Source organism: Arthrobacter sp. MOO21 (genome assembly GCF_057369995.2).
The window spans coordinates 2141482-2158445 of the sequence record NZ_CM170671.2 but is presented as its reverse complement, the minus strand read 5'-3'; the positions used below and the strand labels follow the sequence as shown (position 1 = coordinate 2158445).

The window sequence follows — 16964 nt, the reverse complement described above, 5'->3', positions numbered from 1 at the left end:
CATGGACTCCCCCGAGATCACCCAGGCGATGGCCGCGCTCCGGAGCAGGGTCATGCCCGGGACCCGCACCATCCTGGGCATCGCCGGCGCCCCCGGGTCCGGCAAGTCCACCTTCGCGGCCTGGATCCAGCAGCAGTTCACCCCGGGAACTTCCGTGGTGGTCCCGATGGACGGCTTCCACCTGGGCAATGCGGTCATCGAGGGCACCCTGCTGCGGCAACGCAAAGGCGCCATCGACACGTTCGACGGCGGCGGCTACCTTTCGCTGCTGCGGCGGCTGGCCGCACGGGACGAGGCGGTGGTGTACGCCCCGGAGTTCCGGCGCACCCTGGACGAACCGGTGGCCGCCTCCATCGCTGTCCCGGCTGACGTGCCGCTGGTGATCACGGAGGGCAACTATCTGCTGGCGGACCAGGAGCCCTGGAAAGAGGTGCGGGCGCAGCTGGACGAGGTCTGGTTCCTCGAAACGCCGCCCGAACTCCGCCTGAAGCGGCTGGTGGACCGCCACGTATCCTTCGGCATGGACCGGGTGGCAGCCCACGCCTGGGCCACCGGCCCCGACGAAGCCAACGCCGTACTGATCCAGGCCACGCGCCCGGGCGCGGACCGCGTCCTCCCCTGGCGATAGACCATCTTTTGCAGGAGCAGGAAACGAACAGGAGCACCTATGGCAAACGCACCAACTGACCACGGCAACACTGTCCAACTCGGTGACGGGCTGGCAGTCAGCCCACTGGGCTTCGGCGGCATGGCCCTCACCCCTGTCTACGGCGAGGTGGATCCCGCGGAGGCGCTCCGGACACTGCATCACGCCGTCGACGCCGGCGTCAGCTTCATCGACACCGCGGACATCTACGGCGGGGGCAGCAACGAGGAACTGATTTCCCAGCTCCTCAAGCAGCGCCGCGGCGAGGTCGAGCTGGCCACCAAGTTCGCGCTGGTGGGCACGCCAACGGACGGCTACACGGACATCCGCGGCGACGCCGCCTACGTCCGGGAGGCGGTGGACCGGAGCCTGCAGCGGCTGGGCACCGACGTGATCGATCTGTACTACATGCACCGCCGCGACGTCAGGGTCCCCATCGAGGAGACCGTGGGGGCCATGGCGGAGCTGGTGCAGCAGGGCAAGGTCAAGCACCTGGGCCTGTCCGAAGTGACCGCCCGGGAGCTTGAGGACGCGGCAGCGGTCCACCCGATCGCCGCGGTTCAGAGCGAATGGTCCATCTGGAGCCGGGACGTGGAACGCAACGTAGTTCCCGCGGCGATGAGCCTCGGCGTGGGATTTGTCCCGTACTCCCCCCTGGGCCGCGGCTTCCTCACCGGCACCGTTGACACCGCGAGCCTGGGTGAGAAGGACTTCCGGCGGAATATCCCCCGCTTCGCCCCCGATGCCGCCAGCGCCAACCAGGCGGTGGTGGACGCCATCAAATCCGTGTCGGACCAGCTGCAGGCGACGCCCGCGCAGGTGGCCCTGGCGTGGCTGCTGGCCCAGGGCAGGCGGCTCGGCCTGCCGGTCGTCCCCATCCCCGGCACGCGCAAAGCGTCCCGGATCGACGAAAACCTGGGTGCCCTGGCTTTGCACATGACCCCGGCGCACCTGGAGGCGCTCGACGCAGCCTCGGACGCCGTCGTCGGCTCCCGCTCCGCCGACCCCAACTGGGTGTCGCAGGGACGGGAATAAGCCGTCTGTCCAGGACCCCACCCCTCAACAACGCCAAGGAGAGCCCCATGCCTGCCATCGTCCACTTCGAAGTCCAGATCGACCCCGCCCGCCGCGACGACGCCGCCGAGTACCTGTCCGAAACCCTTGCCGCCACCCGTGCCTGGCCTGGCAACCAGGGCATCGAAGCGCTCGTTGACGACGCCGATCCCTGCCACATCCTGGTGGTGGAAACCTGGGCCACCGCGCAGGACCACGACGAATACGCTGCCTGGCGGAAGACCCCGGAGGGGCAGAACAGGCTGCGCGACGTCCTGGCCGAACCGCCGTCCAAGCAGGTCTACTCGGAAACCATGCCACTCGACCTGCAGGCAGCCCGGGACTGAAGCCCATGGACACACTTCTGTACGACCTGCCGGCCATCACCATCCGCAGCATCTCCGTCAGCGAAATGGACAACAACGTGTACCTGCTGACCGCCAAGGAGAGCGGCGCGCAGGTGCTGATTGATGCCGCTGACGACCTGCCAGCCATCCGGCAGCTGCTCGCGGACGGCGCCGGCGACACCGGCGCGCCGGCGCACCTCGCCGTCGTCGCCACCACTCACCAGCACTGGGACCACGTGCGGGCCCTGAAGGAACTGGTGGCGGCAACCGGGGCGCAGACCGCTGCCGGAGCGGACGACGCCGATGCGCTGCCGGTCCCGGTGGACGTGCGGCTTGGGCACGGGGAGAAGGTAGCCGTGGACGGCTTTGAGCTCACTGCGGTCCACCTGCGCGGCCACACACCGGGCTCGATCGCGTTCGTATACCAGGACGCGGACGGGCCTGCGCACATTTTCTCCGGGGATTCGCTGTTCCCGGGCGGGGTGGGCAACACCCAGAAGGACCCGGAGCGTTTCGCCCAGCTCCTGTCCGACGTGACCGGGCGGCTGTTCGGCACGTACCCGGACACCGCCGTCGTGCATCCCGGGCACGGCAAGCCCACCACCCTCGGTGCCGAGCGGCCGCACCTTGAGGAGTGGCGCGCCCGCGGCTGGTAGCAGCTGAAAGCACAAAAAGGCGGGCTCAACCGTATGGTTGAGCCCGCCTTTTCAGTGGCTAGCGGCCGCGGCGCTCGTTCGACGCCGGCGCGGACGCGCGGCGGGGGCCGCTGCGCGCGGGACGGCCGGAGCCGTTGCCGGAACCGCCGCTGCCCGAGCCGTAGGAGCCACCCGAGGTTCCGGCGGTGTTGGAGGACCAGACAGCCTTTGAACCGCCGGTGGCACCTGCAGCTGCACGCTGCCCGGTGGCCGGGCGGCCGCTGCGCTGGCCACCGCCTGAGGCGGGGCGGCCGCTCGACGCCGGGCGGCCGGTTCCGCCGCGGGGGGCGGCGCTGCGGGTGATGCGGGAGTCGCCGCGACCCTCTGCTGCACGTCCGTCCGATCCGCGGCCGGCCGATGAGCGGCCACCTGCCGCGGGGACGTCGTTCCGGTGGGTGCCGGCGGCGGTTCCCCGGCCGCGGGCGTTGCGGCGGGCAGCAGCTGCTGCCACAGCACGGTCCTCGTTCTGCTCCGCATTGCGGTCGAATGCTGCCCGGGCTTCCGTGCGGCCCTCGAAGGCGACAGCCCGGCGCTCGGCGCGGGGGACATCGGTGCGGGCGGGTTCAGCCGATACCTTGCCGCGTCCGCCACGTCCACCACGACCTCCGGCTGACGGTGCAGCCTGGCGGCGTGCACGCTTGCGCTCGGCGTTGGCACCGGTGGAGGTGCCGCCGCCCTGCTTGGGGCCCTTGGCGGCCAGCAGCGCGGCGCGGGTGCGGGGGTCGACCTTTTCGGCAATGTCACCGACGAGTTCGGCCACGATGGGCGAGCTGGCCGTGACGCGTTCGAAGCTGACGTCAACGCCGGCGGCCTTCATGAGCTTCTTCACGTCGGCCTGCTGCTCCGGCAGGGTCAGCGTGACCACGGTGCCGTCGGAGCCGGCACGCGCGGTGCGGCCGGAACGGTGCAGGTAGGCCTTGTGCTCGGTGGGCGGATCCACGTGGATGACCAGCTCGACGTCGTCAACGTGCACACCGCGGGCGGCGACGTCGGTGGCCACCAGGACGCGGACGTCGCCGTTGGAGAACTCGGCGAGGTTGCGGTCGCGGGCGTTCTGCGACAGGTTGCCGTGCAGGTCAACGGCGGGGATGCCGGCGTCGGTGAGGGTCTTGGCCAGCTTGCGGGCGTGGTGCTTGGTCCGCATGAAGAGGACGCGGCGGCCGGCACCGGAGGCGAGCTCCACGATCAGCTGCTTCTTGACGGTCTGGTCGTTCACCACGAGCACGTGGTGTTCCATGGTGGTCACCGCTGCCTGCGGGTCATCCACGGAGTGCGTCAGCGGGTTGGACAGGTAGCGCTGGACGATCTTGTCCACGCCGTTGTCCAGGGTGGCGGAGAAGAGCAGGCGCTGGCCCTGGCTGGGGGTCATGTCCATGAGCTTCTTGACCACCGGCAGGAAGCCGAGGTCCGCCATGTGGTCCGCCTCGTCAAGGACCGTGATCTCCACGGCCTCCAGGGTGAGGATGCGCTGGCGGATGAGGTCCTCCAGCCGGCCGGGGCAGGCAATGACAATGTCGATGCCGGCACGCAGCGCCTTTTCCTGCCGCGCCTGGGAGATGCCGCCGTAGATCACGGTGGTGTTCAGCCCGGCGGCCTTTGCGAGCGGCTCAATGGTGGCGTTGATCTGCGTGGCCAGTTCACGGGTGGGTGCCAGGACCAGGCCCATGGGGCGGCCGGGCTTGCGGAAGTACTTGGCTTCCCGCTCAGCGAGTCTTGCTACAAGCGGGATAGCGAAAGCAATGGTTTTGCCGGATCCGGTCCGGCCGCGGCCCAGGACGTCACGACCGGAGAGCGTGTCCGGAAGGGTCTTCACCTGGATGGGAAACGGTTCAACGATTCCCTGCGCGGAAAGGGTGTCTGCAAGGGCCTTGGGAGTACCGAGGGCAGCAAAAGTAGTCATGTAGTTTTTACGGTCTTTCTGGCGGTATCCGGGCGGATATCGGCCCCCGATGCCGGTTGGACCAGGGGTTTCGCCGAAGAAAAGTCAGGTGGTCAACCGTGCCGCTGCAAATAAGGACAGCCGGCTGGGACCAAATGGAACGCGTTCATCGACGCAGGATGTGCCTCTCACATGAAGAAAGCCCACTCCCTGGAAAGGATCTCCAGATCAGGAGCAGGCGGCATCACTGCACATCAAGTTCCTCCAGTCTAGCATCCCGGCGCCGCTGCCCCCTCCTTCAGCTCCCGGCCGTTGCCTTCGGCAGTGCCGCGGGGCAGGCTGGACGCATGAGCGAAGAAGCGGCGCACCAGCATGCCATGCACGACGACGGCCCCTCACCTGACGGAGGAAATGGCGGCATCAGCGCCGCTTCCGCCTGGGACGAGCGGTACCGCACCAAGCCCCGGCTGTGGAGCGGCAAACCAAACCCGCAGCTGGTGCGGGAGGCGGGCGGCCTGAGGCCGGGCAAGGCGCTGGAACTTGGCTGCGGCGAAGGTGCGGACGCGATCTGGCTGGCGCAGCAGGGCTGGACGGTCACCGCCGTCGACGTTTCCGCGGTGGCGCTGGACCGGGCCCGGTCCCATGAGCTGGCCGAGCTGGCGCGCGAGAGCGTGCTGGCGTCGGAGGACAATATCGAAAGCCGGATCTCCTGGCAGCAGGCCGACCTGGAGCAGTGGCGGCCGGAGGGAACCTACGAGCTGGTGACCTCCCAGTTCCTGCACTCGCAGGAGCTCGACTGGCGGATTCCGCTGCGGACCGCGGCGGCGGCGGTCAAGCCCGGCGGCACCCTGCTGGTGGTGGGCCACCATCCGGACCGGTTGCCGCCGTGGGGCGCCGGGCACATGCACGGGGACATGTTCTATACCGGCGATGACCTGGTGCGGGAGCTGGGGCTGGGCGGCCCCGAATGGCAGCTGGAAGTCCTCACCACCCGTGAACGGCCCGTGACGGGTCCCGAAGGGCAGGAGGCCACCATCGCCGACGTCGTGCTGCGGGCCACGCGTCTTCCCTAACTGCGGGTGGTGACCCGCGGCGCAACCAGCACCGCGGCGGCGCCTATCACCGCGGTAAGCCCGAAGACGCCCGCGAAGGACTGGACCGACGTCGTAAATGCCGCAAAGACGATGCCGGTGGCGGCCAGTGAAAGCGCCCCGCCCAGGGAGTCGGAGATGGACATCGCGGAACTGTTGAAGCCTTCGTCCTCCTTGCTGGAGAGGGCCAGCGTCATCACGCTCAGGCGCGGGTAGAGCAGGCCCATCCCGCCGCCGGCGAGGGCCCAGCCGGCGATCGCCAGTGCGGCCGGCCAGTGCAGCGCCGTGGTGGCCAGGGCCAGCAGGACGGCGGCCAGGACCATCACGGATCCGGTCCGCACTGCAGACTGGTGCGGCAGCCTGGTGCCCAGCCGCCCCTGCACCGCGGCGGCGCCGGCCCAGGCCAGCGCCCCGCCCGTGAGGGTCAGGCCTGCCAGGGACGGCGGTAAGGCGTACTGGTCGATCAGCAGGTAGGGCAGGTAGACCTCGGCACCGAAGAAGGACGCCGATGCAAGCCCGCGGGCCAGGATCACGCTCGGCAGGCCGCGCCGGGCCGCGAGGGTCCCTGCGGGCACGAGCGGGCGGACCGCCAGCAGGGCCAGGACGACGGCGGCGACGGCCAGGACGGCGGTGGCGGCCGGGACCGCCGGAACGCGCACCTCGGCCGAGAGGTTCAGGCCCAGGACGGCGAGCGCTGCCAGGACGGCCCAGCCGAGCCGGTCCAGGGCCCACGGGACGGCGGGTGCGCTGGCCCGCTCCATCCCGCGCAGCAGCGGCACAATCATGGCCAGGGCGGGGACCACCAGCCCCACGACGCCCAGGAACACCCAGTGCCAGCTGAAGACCTGCGCCACCAGCCCGGCGGCGAATGGCCCCACCAGCGACGGGACCACCCAGGCGGCCGAGAAGGCGGCGAAGATCTTGGGGTGCAGCGGCCCCGGGTAGAAGCGCGCCACCAGAACGTACAGCGCCACGGTGAGGGCGCCGCCGCCAAGCCCCTGCACCAGACGGCCGGCGACGAGCACCGGCATGGACACGGCGGTGCCGTCGATCAGCAGGCCCAGCGCGAAGAGGCCCACCGAGACGTACAGCGGTTTGGCCGGCCCTCGACGGTCGGACCAGTTGCCGGCCCCCACCATTCCGATCACGCCGGTGGCCAGCGGCCCCGCGAAGGCAAGCGCGTAGAGGCTCCCGCCGTTCAACTCCCGGCTGACCAGCGGCATGATGGTGGTAACGGCGAGGGATTCAAAGGCGGCCAGGAACACCAGGGCGCAGGTACCAACGGTCACCCAGAGGTACGGCGCCCGGAAGATCCCTGCGGCGGGATGGGTGGCTGGAAGGGTGGAGTCCCGCACTCCGGCTCCTAGTCCACGTACCGGGCGCGGCCGGAGCGGTAGCCGAACACGGCGGCCAGCAGGCCCACCACCGTGAACAGGATTCCGGCCGGCACGAACGATCCGGTGGCCTGGTGCAGTTGCCCCACCATCAAGGTCCCCGCGGAGCCCACTCCGTAGCCCACGCCCTGCATCATGCCCGAGAGGTGCGCGGCCGTGTGGCCGTCACGGGTGCGCAGCATGATCAGTGTCAGGGCGGCGGCAGTGAGGCTTCCCTGGCCCAGTCCCAGCAGCCCGGCCCACACCCACACCAGGTCCAGGGGTCCCAGGATGCTCAGCACGAAACCGCTGCCGGTCATCAGGGCCACCACGGTGTTGATGGCCCGCTGGTCCCGGAACCTGGCCGCCAGCGCCGGCGCGAACAGTGAGCCCAGCATCTGCAGCACGATGCAGACGGCCACGATGAGCCCGGCCGTCGCACCGTCCACGCCGCGTTCGCGCAGGATCGGCGCCAGCCACGCGAAACCGCTGAACGACATCATGGCCTGCAGCACCATGAAGATGGTCACCTGCCAGGCCACGGACGACCGCCACACATTCACGCCGTCCCTGACCGCCTGGTGCCGGATGCTTCCCTGGCGTACAGCCACGGGCAGGAAAAGGACAAGCACGACGCCGGCAGGAACCGCCCAGATCCACAGCGCTGCCGTCCACTCCCCCGTCGCCGTGTAGACCGGATAGGTGAAGCCGGCACCCAGCGCGGCGGACGCACAGATGGCGGTCGTGTACAGGCCGCCCATCAGGCCGAGCCGGTGGGGGAAGTCGCGCTTCACCAGGCCCGGGAGGAGGACGTTGCACAGGGCGATGGCGGCACCGCAGGCTGCCGTGCCCGCGAGGAGCGCAGGCAGGTGCCCGGCACCTCCGCCCATCGCTGCCCCGAAGTCCACCGGACGCAGCAGCAGTCCAGATGTCAGCAATGCCATGGCGCCCAGCAGCACCCGCTCTGCGCCGAACCGGCGGGCCAGGACCGGGGCCAGCGGGGCGAACACGCCCAGGAGCGTCACTGGCACGGTAGTCAGCACCACCACGGACCAGCCCGGCAGCCCGGCCTGGGAGGCCACCTCCGGCAGGACAGCGGAGAAACTGGAAAAGACGCTGCGCAGGTTCAGCCCGATCAGGATCAGGCACACGCCCAGGTAAGCGAGGGCCCGCCGGCTGCCGACGCGGGTGGGTCCAGCGGGGGGAAGCTCATCAATTTCGGCATCCACCAGTGTGCCGGGATCCACCAGGCTGCTGCCCGTCCGGGCCCGGCCCTGGCCGTCTTCGAAGACAGCCCCCCGCCGTTGGTTCCCTGGCCCGGCATTCGTTGCGTCCATCATCCGCCCATTCTCGCAGGCGAGCGCAGGCGGGGTTTTCCACATACGGCAGGACGTACCTTCTGGTGCCCGGCCAGCCTTCCTACGTTGGAACCAGCAGCCGCGGCGGGCCTGTACCGCCGCACCGATCGAAGGAGCGCCATGGAAACCACCCCGCCGCAGGAACCCCGCCCCGCACCCCCGGGGGACTTTCGGGACGCGCCCGGGCAGCAGCAGGAGGGTGCCCCCGCGAACAAGGGACCAACCAGCCTGGTCCTGGCGATCCTTGCCCCGTTAAGCATGTTCCTCACCGGGCCGTTCGCGGGACTGGCGATGCTGCTGACCCATGGGGACAATGGGTACTCCCGGACACCATGGGTGGCTCCCCTCGTGCTGTTCAGCTTCCCCCTCCTCTTTGGCACGCTCGCCCTCCGGCTGGCCTTGCCTGCCTTGAAAGGATCACCGCGGAACTCCGGCAACTGGTCCGCCGCGGCAGTTTCCCTGTGCATTTGCGGCCTGGTATTTGTCCTCGCCCTGGGCCCTGCGCTCAGCCTCATGGGCCTTTTCTGACCGGCTGCTCATCGAGCATCCTTCCGGCGCTATTCTGGAAAGGATGAGCGAATCCCCGGAAAACCCCCAGCAGCCGCATGTCCCGAGGCCCGTCACGCCCGGGACCCAGGCTTCCTTCGGCACCTACGGCGGGCGGCCGGTCAGCTTCGTGCGCCGCGGCACCCGGCTGCAGGGACGCCGGCAGGCAGCCTGGGCCGAACACGCCGAGCGCTGGGCGGTCGACGTTCCGCGGCACGTGGCCAACACCTCCGTCCACCCCGACTACACATTCGACGCCGCGGCCGAGTTTGGCCGCGAGGCACCGCTCATCGTGGAGATCGGTTCCGGCCTGGGCGACGCGATCTGCCACGCCGCCGAGCAGAACCCCGGCACCAACTTCCTGGCCGTCGAGGTGTACACCCCCGGACTGGCCAACACCATCATCAAGATCAACAACCGCGGCCTGGACAACGTGCGGGTTGTCGAGGCCAACGCCCCCGAAGTCCTGGCCACCATGCTGCCGGAGGGCTCGGTCACCGAACTCTGGGTGTTCTTCCCGGACCCCTGGCACAAGTCCCGGCACCACAAGCGCCGCCTCATCCAGCCTGAATTCGTCCAGCTGGCCGCACGCGTGCTGAAGCCGGGCGGACTGTTCCGGATCGCCACGGACTGGTCCAATTACGCCATCCACGTCCGCGATGTCATGACCGGCTCCGCGGAGTTTGAGAACCTGCACACCGGCGAGCGCCGCGGCCCGGAAAGCCCGCTGACCCACGTGTGGCAGTCCGGCGTCGAATCGGTCGTGGGCGGCGCGCCGGTACGCGAGGGCCGTGCACCGGTCAGCACCGGGCATACAGGACCCAACGAAGGGGTGGACGAGACCGGCGGCTGGGCTCCCCGGTTCGAAGGCAGGATCCGGACCAGCTTTGAGGCCAAGGCCCACGAGGCCGGGCGCCTGATCTTCGACCTCTGCTACCGCCGCCGCTGACGTCGCTGCCCTGCCACATCGGCCGGTCCTGCTGGGCCGGCGGTCCAGGGGGCGGGCGGTTCAGGGGGCCGGCGGTTCAGGGGGCGGCCCAGGAGGCTGTTCAGCCGACGCTGATGCCCGCGACGATCCCTTTGAGCATGCCCAGCCGCGGCTCGGCTTCGGCGTCCAGGTATGGCCAGATGACCACCACGCCGATGAAGCGCCCGCTTTCCCACACACCAACGGTGGCCGCCACCTTCGCCGCCCCGTCGCCGTCGTCATATCCCACCACGACGGCGTACGCGGCTTTGCCGGGCAGGTCCAGCTCGCCCTCGGCCAGGAGGGTGCCGGCGCGCTCCTCGAGGTAGAAGCCGGACATCAGGTGCGCCCAGCCGTTGGCCTGCGGCGCATCCTGCACCGAGGTGTCGTCCTTGATGACGGTGACCAGGACACCGCCCAGCAGCCCGAACTGTTCACTGTTGGGCCCGGCCGTGGAGTCTTCCAGGACCTGCGTGTGCTCGGGGAAATCGGCGGTGAAGCCCAGCGGGGATTCGATGTGCACTGACATTGGTTCAGAGCCTCTCGAGCTTGGTGTCGTTGGGGACTTTATAGTACGTGGACACGTTGGTGGTGGCCTGGTTCTCGGTCTTGACGTCCACCTCGCCGACCTTCACGTCGAACCCGGCCTCATTGGTGGCGGTCACCACGGAATTGACCTGGACGGTGGCGGACCCTGCCTCGTACAGCTTGGCCGCATCGCGGGCGGCGCCGGCCTCGTTCCCCAGCGCAACATTGCGCAGGTAGCTGTCGATGACCGGCTGGTTCCCGGGCGAGTAGTCGATGTCGATCCTGACCGTGCCCTGGGTCCCGGCCGTAACCGTGGAATCGAACTTGGCGGCCTCGGTCTTCACGCCGGACGTGACGCCCTGGGCCACCGTCCCATCCATGGACACGGAGACGGAGTCGATGTTGTTGCCCTTGTCCAGGTTGACCTGCAGCCCGCCCTTGCCGGAAGCCTCGAAGACCCGGCCATCCAGGTTGAGCTTGCCCTGGGCGGAGACCTCGCCGCTGGCGGTGGACGTGCCGTCCGTCAGGTTCCGTTCGTAGGCCAGGTCAAGCTTCGCCCCTCCGGACGCCGTCCCGGCCTCGCCGGAGGCTTCCAGCGAGAAGGTTCCCTTGGCCTTGTCGGTCTGCCCGGTGGAACCGTTGTCGTTCGCGGCATCATTGATGGTGTCCAGGATGTAGCCGGGCGGGTTGCCGGCCACGTCCTTGATCTCGCCGATGCTGTCCGGCGGGAGGTCCCGGTACATCTGCTCCCGGGCAGCCATGGCTTCCTCCACGCTGGCGAACTGGTACTCGCGCGAGACTTCTCCGGTGAGGGTGGCCCCCGCCGTGCCGGTGGTGTCGTTGACGCCCAGGCCCATGTTTCCGTAGACCTTCATGGTTGCGGATCCGTCAGCGTTTTCCACCACCTCGGTTCCCACTTCGGCCCCGCCGTGGACCCAGGCCACCCGGGCTTCAATGGACGCTTTGCCGGTCTCGGAATAGACCGGGATGTCTGCCCGGGCCAACTCCTGGAGGTGCTCTTTGGCGAGCCTCTGCGCGGCGGCGGGGATGCCGCCGTCCATCCGCATGAGGTCTTCGGCGAAGGGGCCGTCGCTGCCCTCGCCCTCAATCAGGTACTTCCGGTCCGCAGCCGACAGGCTGTCCCACCATTTGGCCTGCTCCTCGGGGCTGGCATGCAGCATCCGGTCCAGGCCGGTTTCCAGTTCCTTCCGGTGCTCGGCCGCCTCCTGCGCGGCCTCGGCCTTCTCCTGCAGCCACTCCCTGGCCTGGGACGCCAGCGAGGTGAGCCGGTCCCAGGTGCTGCTTGGGGAACTTCCGGAATTGGCGGTGGAGGCCTTTTCCTGCTCGTCGGCGTGCTTCAGGAGGATCTTCGAGTTCTGCCGCAGGCTGGCGACCACCTTGTCCAGGCTGGGCCTGTGGCTCCCGGTCCATTCCTGCCGGAAGAGGTCACCGTCGCGTCCCTTCCACGGTGCCGACTGGATCTGGCTTTGCAGGGAACCTGCACGGCTGCTCAGCAGGGCCGCTGCCTGCTCGGCCGCCTTGGCCAGCGCCCGCAACTGGCTGGTGTCAGCGCCGTAAAAAGTCATGGTGTCCCCCGGAGAAGTGTGCGGTGCGTTTCGATCACTGGTCTTTATGGTGGCATAGGCACCATGTGGCGGCGATGGGGAACCCTCCCCATGCTGTCCCGGCGCAGGCGCCCGTGGCACGATTACCTGTATAACAAGGGCACGCACTCCAGCGCAGCCGCGCATGTCCAAAAGGAAATGACGATCAAAAAGGAATTGAAGCAGGTCGTTGACACGGCCGAGGACCTCACGAATTCCCGTACCCTCGAGGTTCTTGCCAGGACCGGTTTTGCGGTCAGCGGCATCCTGCACCTGCTCGTGGGTGCCATAGCCATCCGGCTGGCAGCGGGTGGCACGGGCAGCGCGGATTTCAGCGGCGCGGTGGCCGAACTGGCCACCATGCCCGTTGGTCCGTTCCTGCTGTGGGGCAGCTTCGGCGCCTGCGCCGCGCTGTCGCTCTGGCAGGCCGGTGATGCGATCTTCGACTTCAACCACCAAGCGACCAAGACAAAGATCAAGAACAAAGCAAAGGCCAGCCTGCAGGCGATCGTGTACGGCGTCCTTGCCCTGACCCTGTGGCACTTCGCCACAGGCACCGGGACGGGCGGAGACAACCGCAAGGCCGCCAGCGACTTCACCGTCTCCATGATGGAAGCGCCCGGCGGGGTGGCGCTGCTGGTCCTGGTCGGCCTTGCCGTCGCCGTTACGGGCGTGGCCTACGGCATGCGGGGGCCAAGGAAGTCATTCGAGAAACAGCTGCGGATGCCGGAGCGCGGTGCGGCCCGGGTGGCGGTGACGAGTCTTGGCGTGGCCGGTTACCTGGCGAAAGGGATGGTCCTGCTGCTGACCGGCCTGCTGATCGTCATCGCCACGATCAAAGAGCATCCGGAGGATTCCACGGGACTGGACGGGGGCCTTCGGGCCCTCCGCGACCAGCCGCTGGGTCCATATCTCCTCGCAGCAGTGGGGGCCGGGCTGGTCTGCTATGGCGCCTACATGATCATGCGCGCCCGGTTGGCCAGAATGACCAAGTAACCGCCCGCGCGGTGGCTAGGGTGGGAACATGCCCCAGGTACGTGCCGAACGCCTCATCCGGATCGATCCGGAGACAGCCTTCGCCCTTTCCCAGACCACAGGCGGTTTCCGGCTCAAGTGGGACCCCTTCATCTCCGCGCAGGGCTTCCTGGACGGGGCGGAAGCGGCGGGCAAGGGCGTCCGCACCCGGACCAGGTCGCGGCTGGGCCTGGTCATGGTCAGCGAGTATGTTTCCTATGCCCCGCCTCGGAACGTGGGCATGACCATGGTGGCCGGGCCGTGGTTCTTCGCCAACTTCGGCGGCGGCTGGCGTTTCACGGCGGACGACGGCGGCACGCGGGCAGTCTGGAAGTACACCTTTTCGTGCCAGCCGGCTTTGCTGCGGCCTGTGATGGAGTGGGTCGGTGCCCGGCTGCTGGGGCATGAGATCGAACGGCGGATCGAGGCGTTCGCCCGCGCATGCGAGGACGACGCCCTGCTGGCGGAGTTCCGGGCGCTCAACCCCTAGGACCACCGGGCAGCTAGGGAACGGCGATCACGGCCACCGCGCGCTGGGTGCCGTCCCGCAGTTCGACGCTCGAGATGCTGGCGAGCTGGATGGGCGTTGCCCCGGTGATCTTGACCTTTCCGCTGGGGGTGGCTGTCCAGGCGCAGGCACGGTCCTCGCCGCCGGCCCGGTCCCGGACCCACAGCGACAACGTGCCCTGGGACGGCAGGCTGCTCCCGCTGACCGCCAGTTCGGTGCCCCAGGTCTTCCTGGCCATGTCGATATTGACCTGCAGCCCGCTGCCGGCAGCCACGGAGTAGGTGGCATCCGGCTGCGGCGGACGGACGAGCAACGGGCCCACGGCAAGGCCCACTGCCAGGCACGCAGCGGCGACGGCCCCGGCAAGCGCCGCCCACCGCCGTCGTACTTTCCGGCGCCGGCGTGCCAGTTCATCGAAAAGCTGCACGGGGACGCTGGCCGGGACTGCCCCGCTGCCGCCGGAAGCGGGAGTGAGGGCCACGGCGTCCGGCACGGGAAGGGCGTCCAGCAGCATGGGAACTTTCTCCAGCACCGCCAGTTCCTTCCGGCAGGCAGCACAAGCCTGCAGGTGGGATTCGAACAGTGCGGCGTCTGCCGCGTCCAGGCCGCCCAGCACGTAGGCACCCATCAGGTAGTGCGGGTCTGCCGTGTTCACCGTTCCACCCCCATCTCGTCCAGGACGGTGCGCAGTGCCCGCAGGGCGTAGAACGCCCGGGACTTGACCGTTCCGGCGGGAATGTTGAGCTGGACCGCGGCCTCGTTAACGGTAAAGCGGCGGTAGTGCAGGGCCACCAGGACCTCGCGGTGCTCCCTGCTCAAACGCAGCAGTGCCTCCTCCATCAGGACCCGGTTGAGCAGCTCGTCGGCGCGCTCCACCACATCGGCGGGGTCGGTGAGGCCGCTTTCCAGCGCCTCGTGCGGGCGGCGCTGGCTCCGCCGGTAATTGTCGATCATGATGTTCCTGGCCGTTCGGTACAGATAGCTGCGGAAGCTGCCAGTGATGTCCGGGGCATGCTGCCAGACCCGCAGGACGGTTTCCTGCACCACGTCCTCGGCTATCTGGGGGTCGCGGGTGGCGCCCAGCACAAAGCGGCGCAGGGCATCGCCGTGCTCGCGGTAGATGGCCTCCACCACGTTCTCGTCGAGTGGCATGCCACTCCTCCCGTTCCCGTGCCTGCGTCCTGTGCTGGTAGACGCCGGGCAGCCCGAAATGGTTCACCGTGGCAGGCTTCCATTGACCGGGGCCGCACTGAACCATTCTTCACCCGGGAGCGTCGTATGGTTAGCGTCCGGCGATCCGACGCCGGGCCCCCAGCCCAGGAGTACACCATGAAGAAAACCATCGGGGCAGGATTTGCCGTCCTGGCCCTGGCGACGGCCCTGGCCGCCTGCGGCAGCAACAGCGGAACCACCACGGCCAGCAGCCCGGCCGCCAGTACCGCGGCGGCCAGGGGCACTGCCTCCCCGACAGCAGCGGCGTCCGGGTCCGGATCCGCGCAAGCCAGCGCAGCGGCTGAGCTGATGACGGCGTCCTCGTCGGCGGGCACCATCGTGGTGGATGCGAAGGGTATGAGCGTCTACTTCTTCACGAAGGATACGAAGGATTCCGGGACGAGTGCCTGCACGGGCGCGTGCCTGGTGCAGTGGCCTCCTGTGACCACCACGTCCGCAACACCCAGCGCGTCGGGGGTGACCGGAACCTTGGGCACCATCACGACTCCTGACGGCAAGAAGCAGGTGACCCTCAACGGCATGCCGCTGTACTACTTCGCCAAGGACACCAAGGCGGGCGACGTCCTGGGCCAGGGCGTCAACAACGTCTGGTACCTCGCGAATCCTTCCGGTGACATGATCAAGCCGGCAGGCGGCCAGACCTACTGACGCTGCCTTCGGGCAGCGGCACTACCGCAGCGGAACGTCCGGGATTTTGCTGGGCAGCGGCATCTCCGTCGGGGCGGGAACGGGCAGCTTCGGGGCCTCATCGAGGCCCTTCCTGACGTCCTCCGCGACGGAGCCCGGCGTTGTCGGCTGCGCGGGGTTCTTCCCGCCCGGTTGTCCGTGCGTGGGAGCATTGCCCGGCCGGCCCGGCGCGGTCGACGGCGCCCCGGCAGCGGGGGCCGGCGCGGTTGCCGTGGCGGTGGGGACGGCGTCCGGGCTCGTTGACGGCGCCGGGGCAGCCGGACGGGGAGCCGGCACATCGCCGCCGGTGCTTCCCGTGGGCGCTGCGGAGGTACCGGTAACGAACGACGTGACGGCCTGGTTCAGCTGGGCGAAGGAGTCGCGGAGGCCCTGGTCGGAGGCGACGGCGACCGCACCGCCGGCGGCGAGCGAGGCAGCCACCGACAACGTGGTCAGGGTGATGCGGCGCTTCGCCCTGCGGCGGGCGGCCAGTTCGTCGGCCGGGCGTCCAGCATGGCGCATGGCGGCGGGTTCGGCGGTGGCCGGTTCCACGACCTGCAGGTCGACGGCGGTCAGCGTTGCCGTTGCCGGGCTGGCGGCGCGGGCAGTGCCGGCACCGGCCATCAGCGCGGCGACGTCGGCAGACGGCGCGGGCGCCTGCGCTGCCAGCCCACGCAGCTGGAGCAGTGCGGGACGGAGCTGGCCGTCGTCGTCCAGGTCCGCTTCGAGCAGGAGCTGGTCAACGAACCGGTCGTTGCGGGAGCCTGCGGTGTCACTCATTGTTCGCCTGGTTTCTTTTGAGCGTTTGTGCCTTGAGGTTTTGGAGGGCCCTGCGCTGGAGCTGCTTGACGGCTCCGGCACTCTTGCCCATGATGGCGGCCACCTGGTCGATGGACAGGTCGGCCACGACGCGAAGGGCCAGGACCTCCTGGTGTTCCTCGCTGAGTCCTTCCAGCATGGCTTCCGCGCCGCTGGCCAGTTCGACGGCAAGGTCCTCTGCGGAGGGCGTGGTCCGGCCGTCCGTCAGGGGGTCATACGGGGTGAGCTGCGGCCGGCGTTCCAGCCGGCGGTAGTGATCCACCATGCGGGCGTGGGCAATCGAGAAGAGCAGCGATTTGGCGCCCTGCACTCCGCCGGTGAGGCTGCCGATTCTGGGGTAAAAAGCCAGGAAAACGTCCTGGGTGACGGCCTCGGGATCATCGAGCCCGCGCGCCTTGAGGTACCCCTGTACCGGGCCGGCGAAGGTGCGGTAGGCAGCGTCGAACAACACGGCCGGATCCGTCCCGGCCGCGTCGTCGAATATGTCAATCTCGTCCTGGGCCAAAGTGTCCAGCACCAGCGGCTCCTCCATCGCGGGGGGGCGCATGCCGCTCCCGGTTTCCGGCGCGGACTGCCCACCCCCATGGTTTTTCCGGCTGCCTCGTTGCGGGTCTTTCCGGGCTGCTGCCCGGCTGCC

Annotated in this window: 19 protein-coding genes; 10 read left to right on the top strand and 9 right to left on the bottom strand. The window is 69.1% G+C overall.

Annotated elements, in window-relative coordinates; translation table 11 throughout:
* Position 1: 1 nt before the first annotated feature.
* From AC2JAJ_RS09945 to AC2JAJ_RS09930, 4 genes are read left to right on the top strand one after another with little or no spacing between them, the layout of a single operon-like run.
* Positions 2-628, top strand: coding sequence for a nucleoside/nucleotide kinase family protein (locus AC2JAJ_RS09945; RefSeq protein ID WP_473695588.1), 627 nt, complete (start codon positions 2-4; stop codon positions 626-628).
* Positions 629-667: 39 nt separating this feature from the next.
* Positions 668-1681, top strand: coding sequence for an aldo/keto reductase (locus tag AC2JAJ_RS09940; protein ID WP_486416004.1), 1014 nt, complete (start codon positions 668-670; stop codon positions 1679-1681).
* 47 nt (positions 1682-1728) lie between these two features.
* Entirely contained in the window at positions 1729-2046 is a 318-nt protein-coding gene (locus AC2JAJ_RS09935; RefSeq protein ID WP_473695584.1) for a putative quinol monooxygenase, read from the top strand.
* A gap of 5 nt (positions 2047-2051) precedes the next feature.
* Positions 2052-2702, top strand: coding sequence for an MBL fold metallo-hydrolase (locus tag AC2JAJ_RS09930; RefSeq protein ID WP_473695582.1), 651 nt, complete (start codon positions 2052-2054; stop codon positions 2700-2702).
* Between the two features lie 58 nt (positions 2703-2760).
* Here the strand turns inward: AC2JAJ_RS09930 and AC2JAJ_RS09925 are convergent, their stop codons facing one another.
* Complete coding sequence (locus AC2JAJ_RS09925; RefSeq protein WP_486416005.1) at positions 2761-4641, bottom strand: DEAD/DEAH box helicase; 1881 nt, start codon at positions 4639-4641, stop codon at positions 2761-2763.
* A gap of 326 nt (positions 4642-4967) precedes the next feature.
* On the opposite strand from AC2JAJ_RS09925, the gene AC2JAJ_RS09920 reads away from it, so the two are divergent.
* Positions 4968-5693: an SAM-dependent methyltransferase gene (locus AC2JAJ_RS09920; RefSeq protein WP_221383676.1), complete on the top strand. Its 726-nt coding sequence runs from the start codon at positions 4968-4970 to the stop codon at positions 5691-5693.
* Here AC2JAJ_RS09920 and AC2JAJ_RS09915 read toward each other — a convergent pair.
* Both AC2JAJ_RS09915 and AC2JAJ_RS09910 read right to left on the bottom strand, forming a co-directional pair.
* Entirely contained in the window at positions 5690-7066 is a 1377-nt protein-coding gene (locus AC2JAJ_RS09915) for an MFS transporter (RefSeq protein ID WP_486416006.1), read from the bottom strand. The genes AC2JAJ_RS09920 and AC2JAJ_RS09915 overlap by 4 nt on opposite strands.
* An 8-nt stretch (positions 7067-7074) precedes the next feature.
* Positions 7075-8424, bottom strand: a complete 1350-nt coding sequence (locus AC2JAJ_RS09910) for an MFS transporter (protein WP_501053462.1) — start codon at positions 8422-8424, stop codon at positions 7075-7077.
* 138 nt (positions 8425-8562) lie between these two features.
* Between AC2JAJ_RS09910 and AC2JAJ_RS09905 the strand changes: the two genes are divergently transcribed.
* Both AC2JAJ_RS09905 and trmB read left to right on the top strand, forming a co-directional pair.
* Positions 8563-8970, top strand: coding sequence for a hypothetical protein (locus AC2JAJ_RS09905; RefSeq protein WP_486416007.1), 408 nt, complete (start codon positions 8563-8565; stop codon positions 8968-8970).
* Between the two features lie 43 nt (positions 8971-9013).
* Positions 9014-9937, top strand: coding sequence for a tRNA (guanosine(46)-N7)-methyltransferase TrmB (gene trmB / locus AC2JAJ_RS09900; protein ID WP_473695572.1), 924 nt, complete (start codon positions 9014-9016; stop codon positions 9935-9937).
* Between the two features lie 100 nt (positions 9938-10037).
* Here trmB and AC2JAJ_RS09895 read toward each other — a convergent pair whose 3' ends face one another.
* Positions 10038-10484, bottom strand: a complete 447-nt coding sequence (locus tag AC2JAJ_RS09895; protein ID WP_486416008.1) for a hypothetical protein — start codon at positions 10482-10484, stop codon at positions 10038-10040.
* Positions 10485-10488: 4 nt separating this feature from the next.
* Positions 10489-12069 (bottom strand): fimbrial protein, encoded by a 1581-nt coding sequence (locus AC2JAJ_RS09890; RefSeq protein ID WP_486416009.1) that lies wholly within the window; start codon positions 12067-12069, stop codon positions 10489-10491.
* A 177-nt stretch (positions 12070-12246) separates the two neighbouring features.
* Between AC2JAJ_RS09890 and AC2JAJ_RS09885 the strand changes: the two genes are divergently transcribed.
* Positions 12247-13083, top strand: coding sequence for a DUF1206 domain-containing protein (locus AC2JAJ_RS09885; RefSeq protein ID WP_486416010.1), 837 nt, complete (start codon positions 12247-12249; stop codon positions 13081-13083).
* A gap of 28 nt (positions 13084-13111) precedes the next feature.
* The gene (locus tag AC2JAJ_RS09880) at positions 13112-13591 is read left to right on the top strand and encodes an SRPBCC family protein (protein WP_486416011.1); all 480 of its coding nucleotides are present in this window, start codon (positions 13112-13114) and stop codon (positions 13589-13591) included.
* A 13-nt stretch (positions 13592-13604) separates the two neighbouring features.
* On the opposite strand, the gene AC2JAJ_RS09875 is transcribed toward AC2JAJ_RS09880, so the two are convergent.
* Together AC2JAJ_RS09875 and AC2JAJ_RS09870 are read right to left on the bottom strand one after the other, a co-directional pair.
* Positions 13605-14264, bottom strand: coding sequence for an anti-sigma factor family protein (locus AC2JAJ_RS09875; protein WP_486416012.1), 660 nt, complete (start codon positions 14262-14264; stop codon positions 13605-13607).
* Positions 14261-14761, bottom strand: a complete 501-nt coding sequence (locus tag AC2JAJ_RS09870; RefSeq protein WP_221383684.1) for a sigma-70 family RNA polymerase sigma factor — start codon at positions 14759-14761, stop codon at positions 14261-14263. Before AC2JAJ_RS09870 ends, AC2JAJ_RS09875 begins: the two co-directional genes overlap by 4 nt.
* Positions 14762-14938: 177 nt before the next feature.
* Here AC2JAJ_RS09870 and AC2JAJ_RS09865 point away from each other — a divergent pair, with 177 nt between their 5' ends.
* Entirely contained in the window at positions 14939-15490 is a 552-nt protein-coding gene (locus AC2JAJ_RS09865; protein WP_486416013.1) for a COG4315 family predicted lipoprotein, read from the top strand.
* Positions 15491-15511: 21 nt separating this feature from the next.
* On the opposite strand, the gene AC2JAJ_RS09860 is transcribed toward AC2JAJ_RS09865, so the two are convergent.
* Both AC2JAJ_RS09860 and AC2JAJ_RS09855 read right to left on the bottom strand, forming a co-directional pair.
* The gene (locus AC2JAJ_RS09860) at positions 15512-16288 is read right to left on the bottom strand and encodes a hypothetical protein (RefSeq protein WP_486416014.1); all 777 of its coding nucleotides are present in this window, start codon (positions 16286-16288) and stop codon (positions 15512-15514) included.
* A complete protein-coding gene (locus AC2JAJ_RS09855) occupies positions 16281-16859 on the bottom strand; it encodes an RNA polymerase sigma factor (protein WP_486416709.1) in 579 nt (192 codons plus the stop codon). Before AC2JAJ_RS09855 ends, AC2JAJ_RS09860 begins: the two co-directional genes overlap by 8 nt.
* Positions 16860-16964 lie beyond the last annotated feature (105 nt).

Excerpts from the sequence above, each read along its gene's own strand:
- AC2JAJ_RS09945 (WP_473695588.1), top strand. The coding sequence starts at position 2 with ATGGACTCCCCCGAGATCACCCAGGCGATGGCCGCGCTCCGGAGCAGG.
- AC2JAJ_RS09940 (WP_486416004.1), top strand. The coding sequence starts at position 668 with ATGGCAAACGCACCAACTGACCACGGCAACACTGTCCAACTCGGTGAC.
- AC2JAJ_RS09935 (WP_473695584.1), top strand. The coding sequence starts at position 1,729 with ATGCCTGCCATCGTCCACTTCGAAGTCCAGATCGACCCCGCCCGCCGC.
- AC2JAJ_RS09930 (WP_473695582.1), top strand. The coding sequence starts at position 2,052 with ATGGACACACTTCTGTACGACCTGCCGGCCATCACCATCCGCAGCATC.
- AC2JAJ_RS09925 (WP_486416005.1), bottom strand. The coding sequence starts at position 4,641 with ATGACTACTTTTGCTGCCCTCGGTACTCCCAAGGCCCTTGCAGACACC.
- AC2JAJ_RS09920 (WP_221383676.1), top strand. The coding sequence starts at position 4,968 with ATGAGCGAAGAAGCGGCGCACCAGCATGCCATGCACGACGACGGCCCC.
- AC2JAJ_RS09910 (WP_501053462.1), bottom strand. The coding sequence starts at position 8,424 with ATGATGGACGCAACGAATGCCGGGCCAGGGAACCAACGGCGGGGGGCT.
- AC2JAJ_RS09905 (WP_486416007.1), top strand. The coding sequence starts at position 8,563 with ATGGAAACCACCCCGCCGCAGGAACCCCGCCCCGCACCCCCGGGGGAC.
- trmB (WP_473695572.1), top strand. The coding sequence starts at position 9,014 with ATGAGCGAATCCCCGGAAAACCCCCAGCAGCCGCATGTCCCGAGGCCC.
- AC2JAJ_RS09895 (WP_486416008.1), bottom strand. The coding sequence starts at position 10,484 with ATGTCAGTGCACATCGAATCCCCGCTGGGCTTCACCGCCGATTTCCCC.
- AC2JAJ_RS09890 (WP_486416009.1), bottom strand. The coding sequence starts at position 12,069 with ATGACTTTTTACGGCGCTGACACCAGCCAGTTGCGGGCGCTGGCCAAG.
- AC2JAJ_RS09885 (WP_486416010.1), top strand. The coding sequence starts at position 12,247 with ATGACGATCAAAAAGGAATTGAAGCAGGTCGTTGACACGGCCGAGGAC.
- AC2JAJ_RS09880 (WP_486416011.1), top strand. The coding sequence starts at position 13,112 with ATGCCCCAGGTACGTGCCGAACGCCTCATCCGGATCGATCCGGAGACA.
- AC2JAJ_RS09870 (WP_221383684.1), bottom strand. The coding sequence starts at position 14,761 with ATGCCACTCGACGAGAACGTGGTGGAGGCCATCTACCGCGAGCACGGC.
- AC2JAJ_RS09865 (WP_486416013.1), top strand. The coding sequence starts at position 14,939 with ATGAAGAAAACCATCGGGGCAGGATTTGCCGTCCTGGCCCTGGCGACG.
- AC2JAJ_RS09860 (WP_486416014.1), bottom strand. The coding sequence starts at position 16,288 with ATGAGTGACACCGCAGGCTCCCGCAACGACCGGTTCGTTGACCAGCTC.
- AC2JAJ_RS09855 (WP_486416709.1), bottom strand. The coding sequence starts at position 16,859 with ATGGAGGAGCCGCTGGTGCTGGACACTTTGGCCCAGGACGAGATTGAC.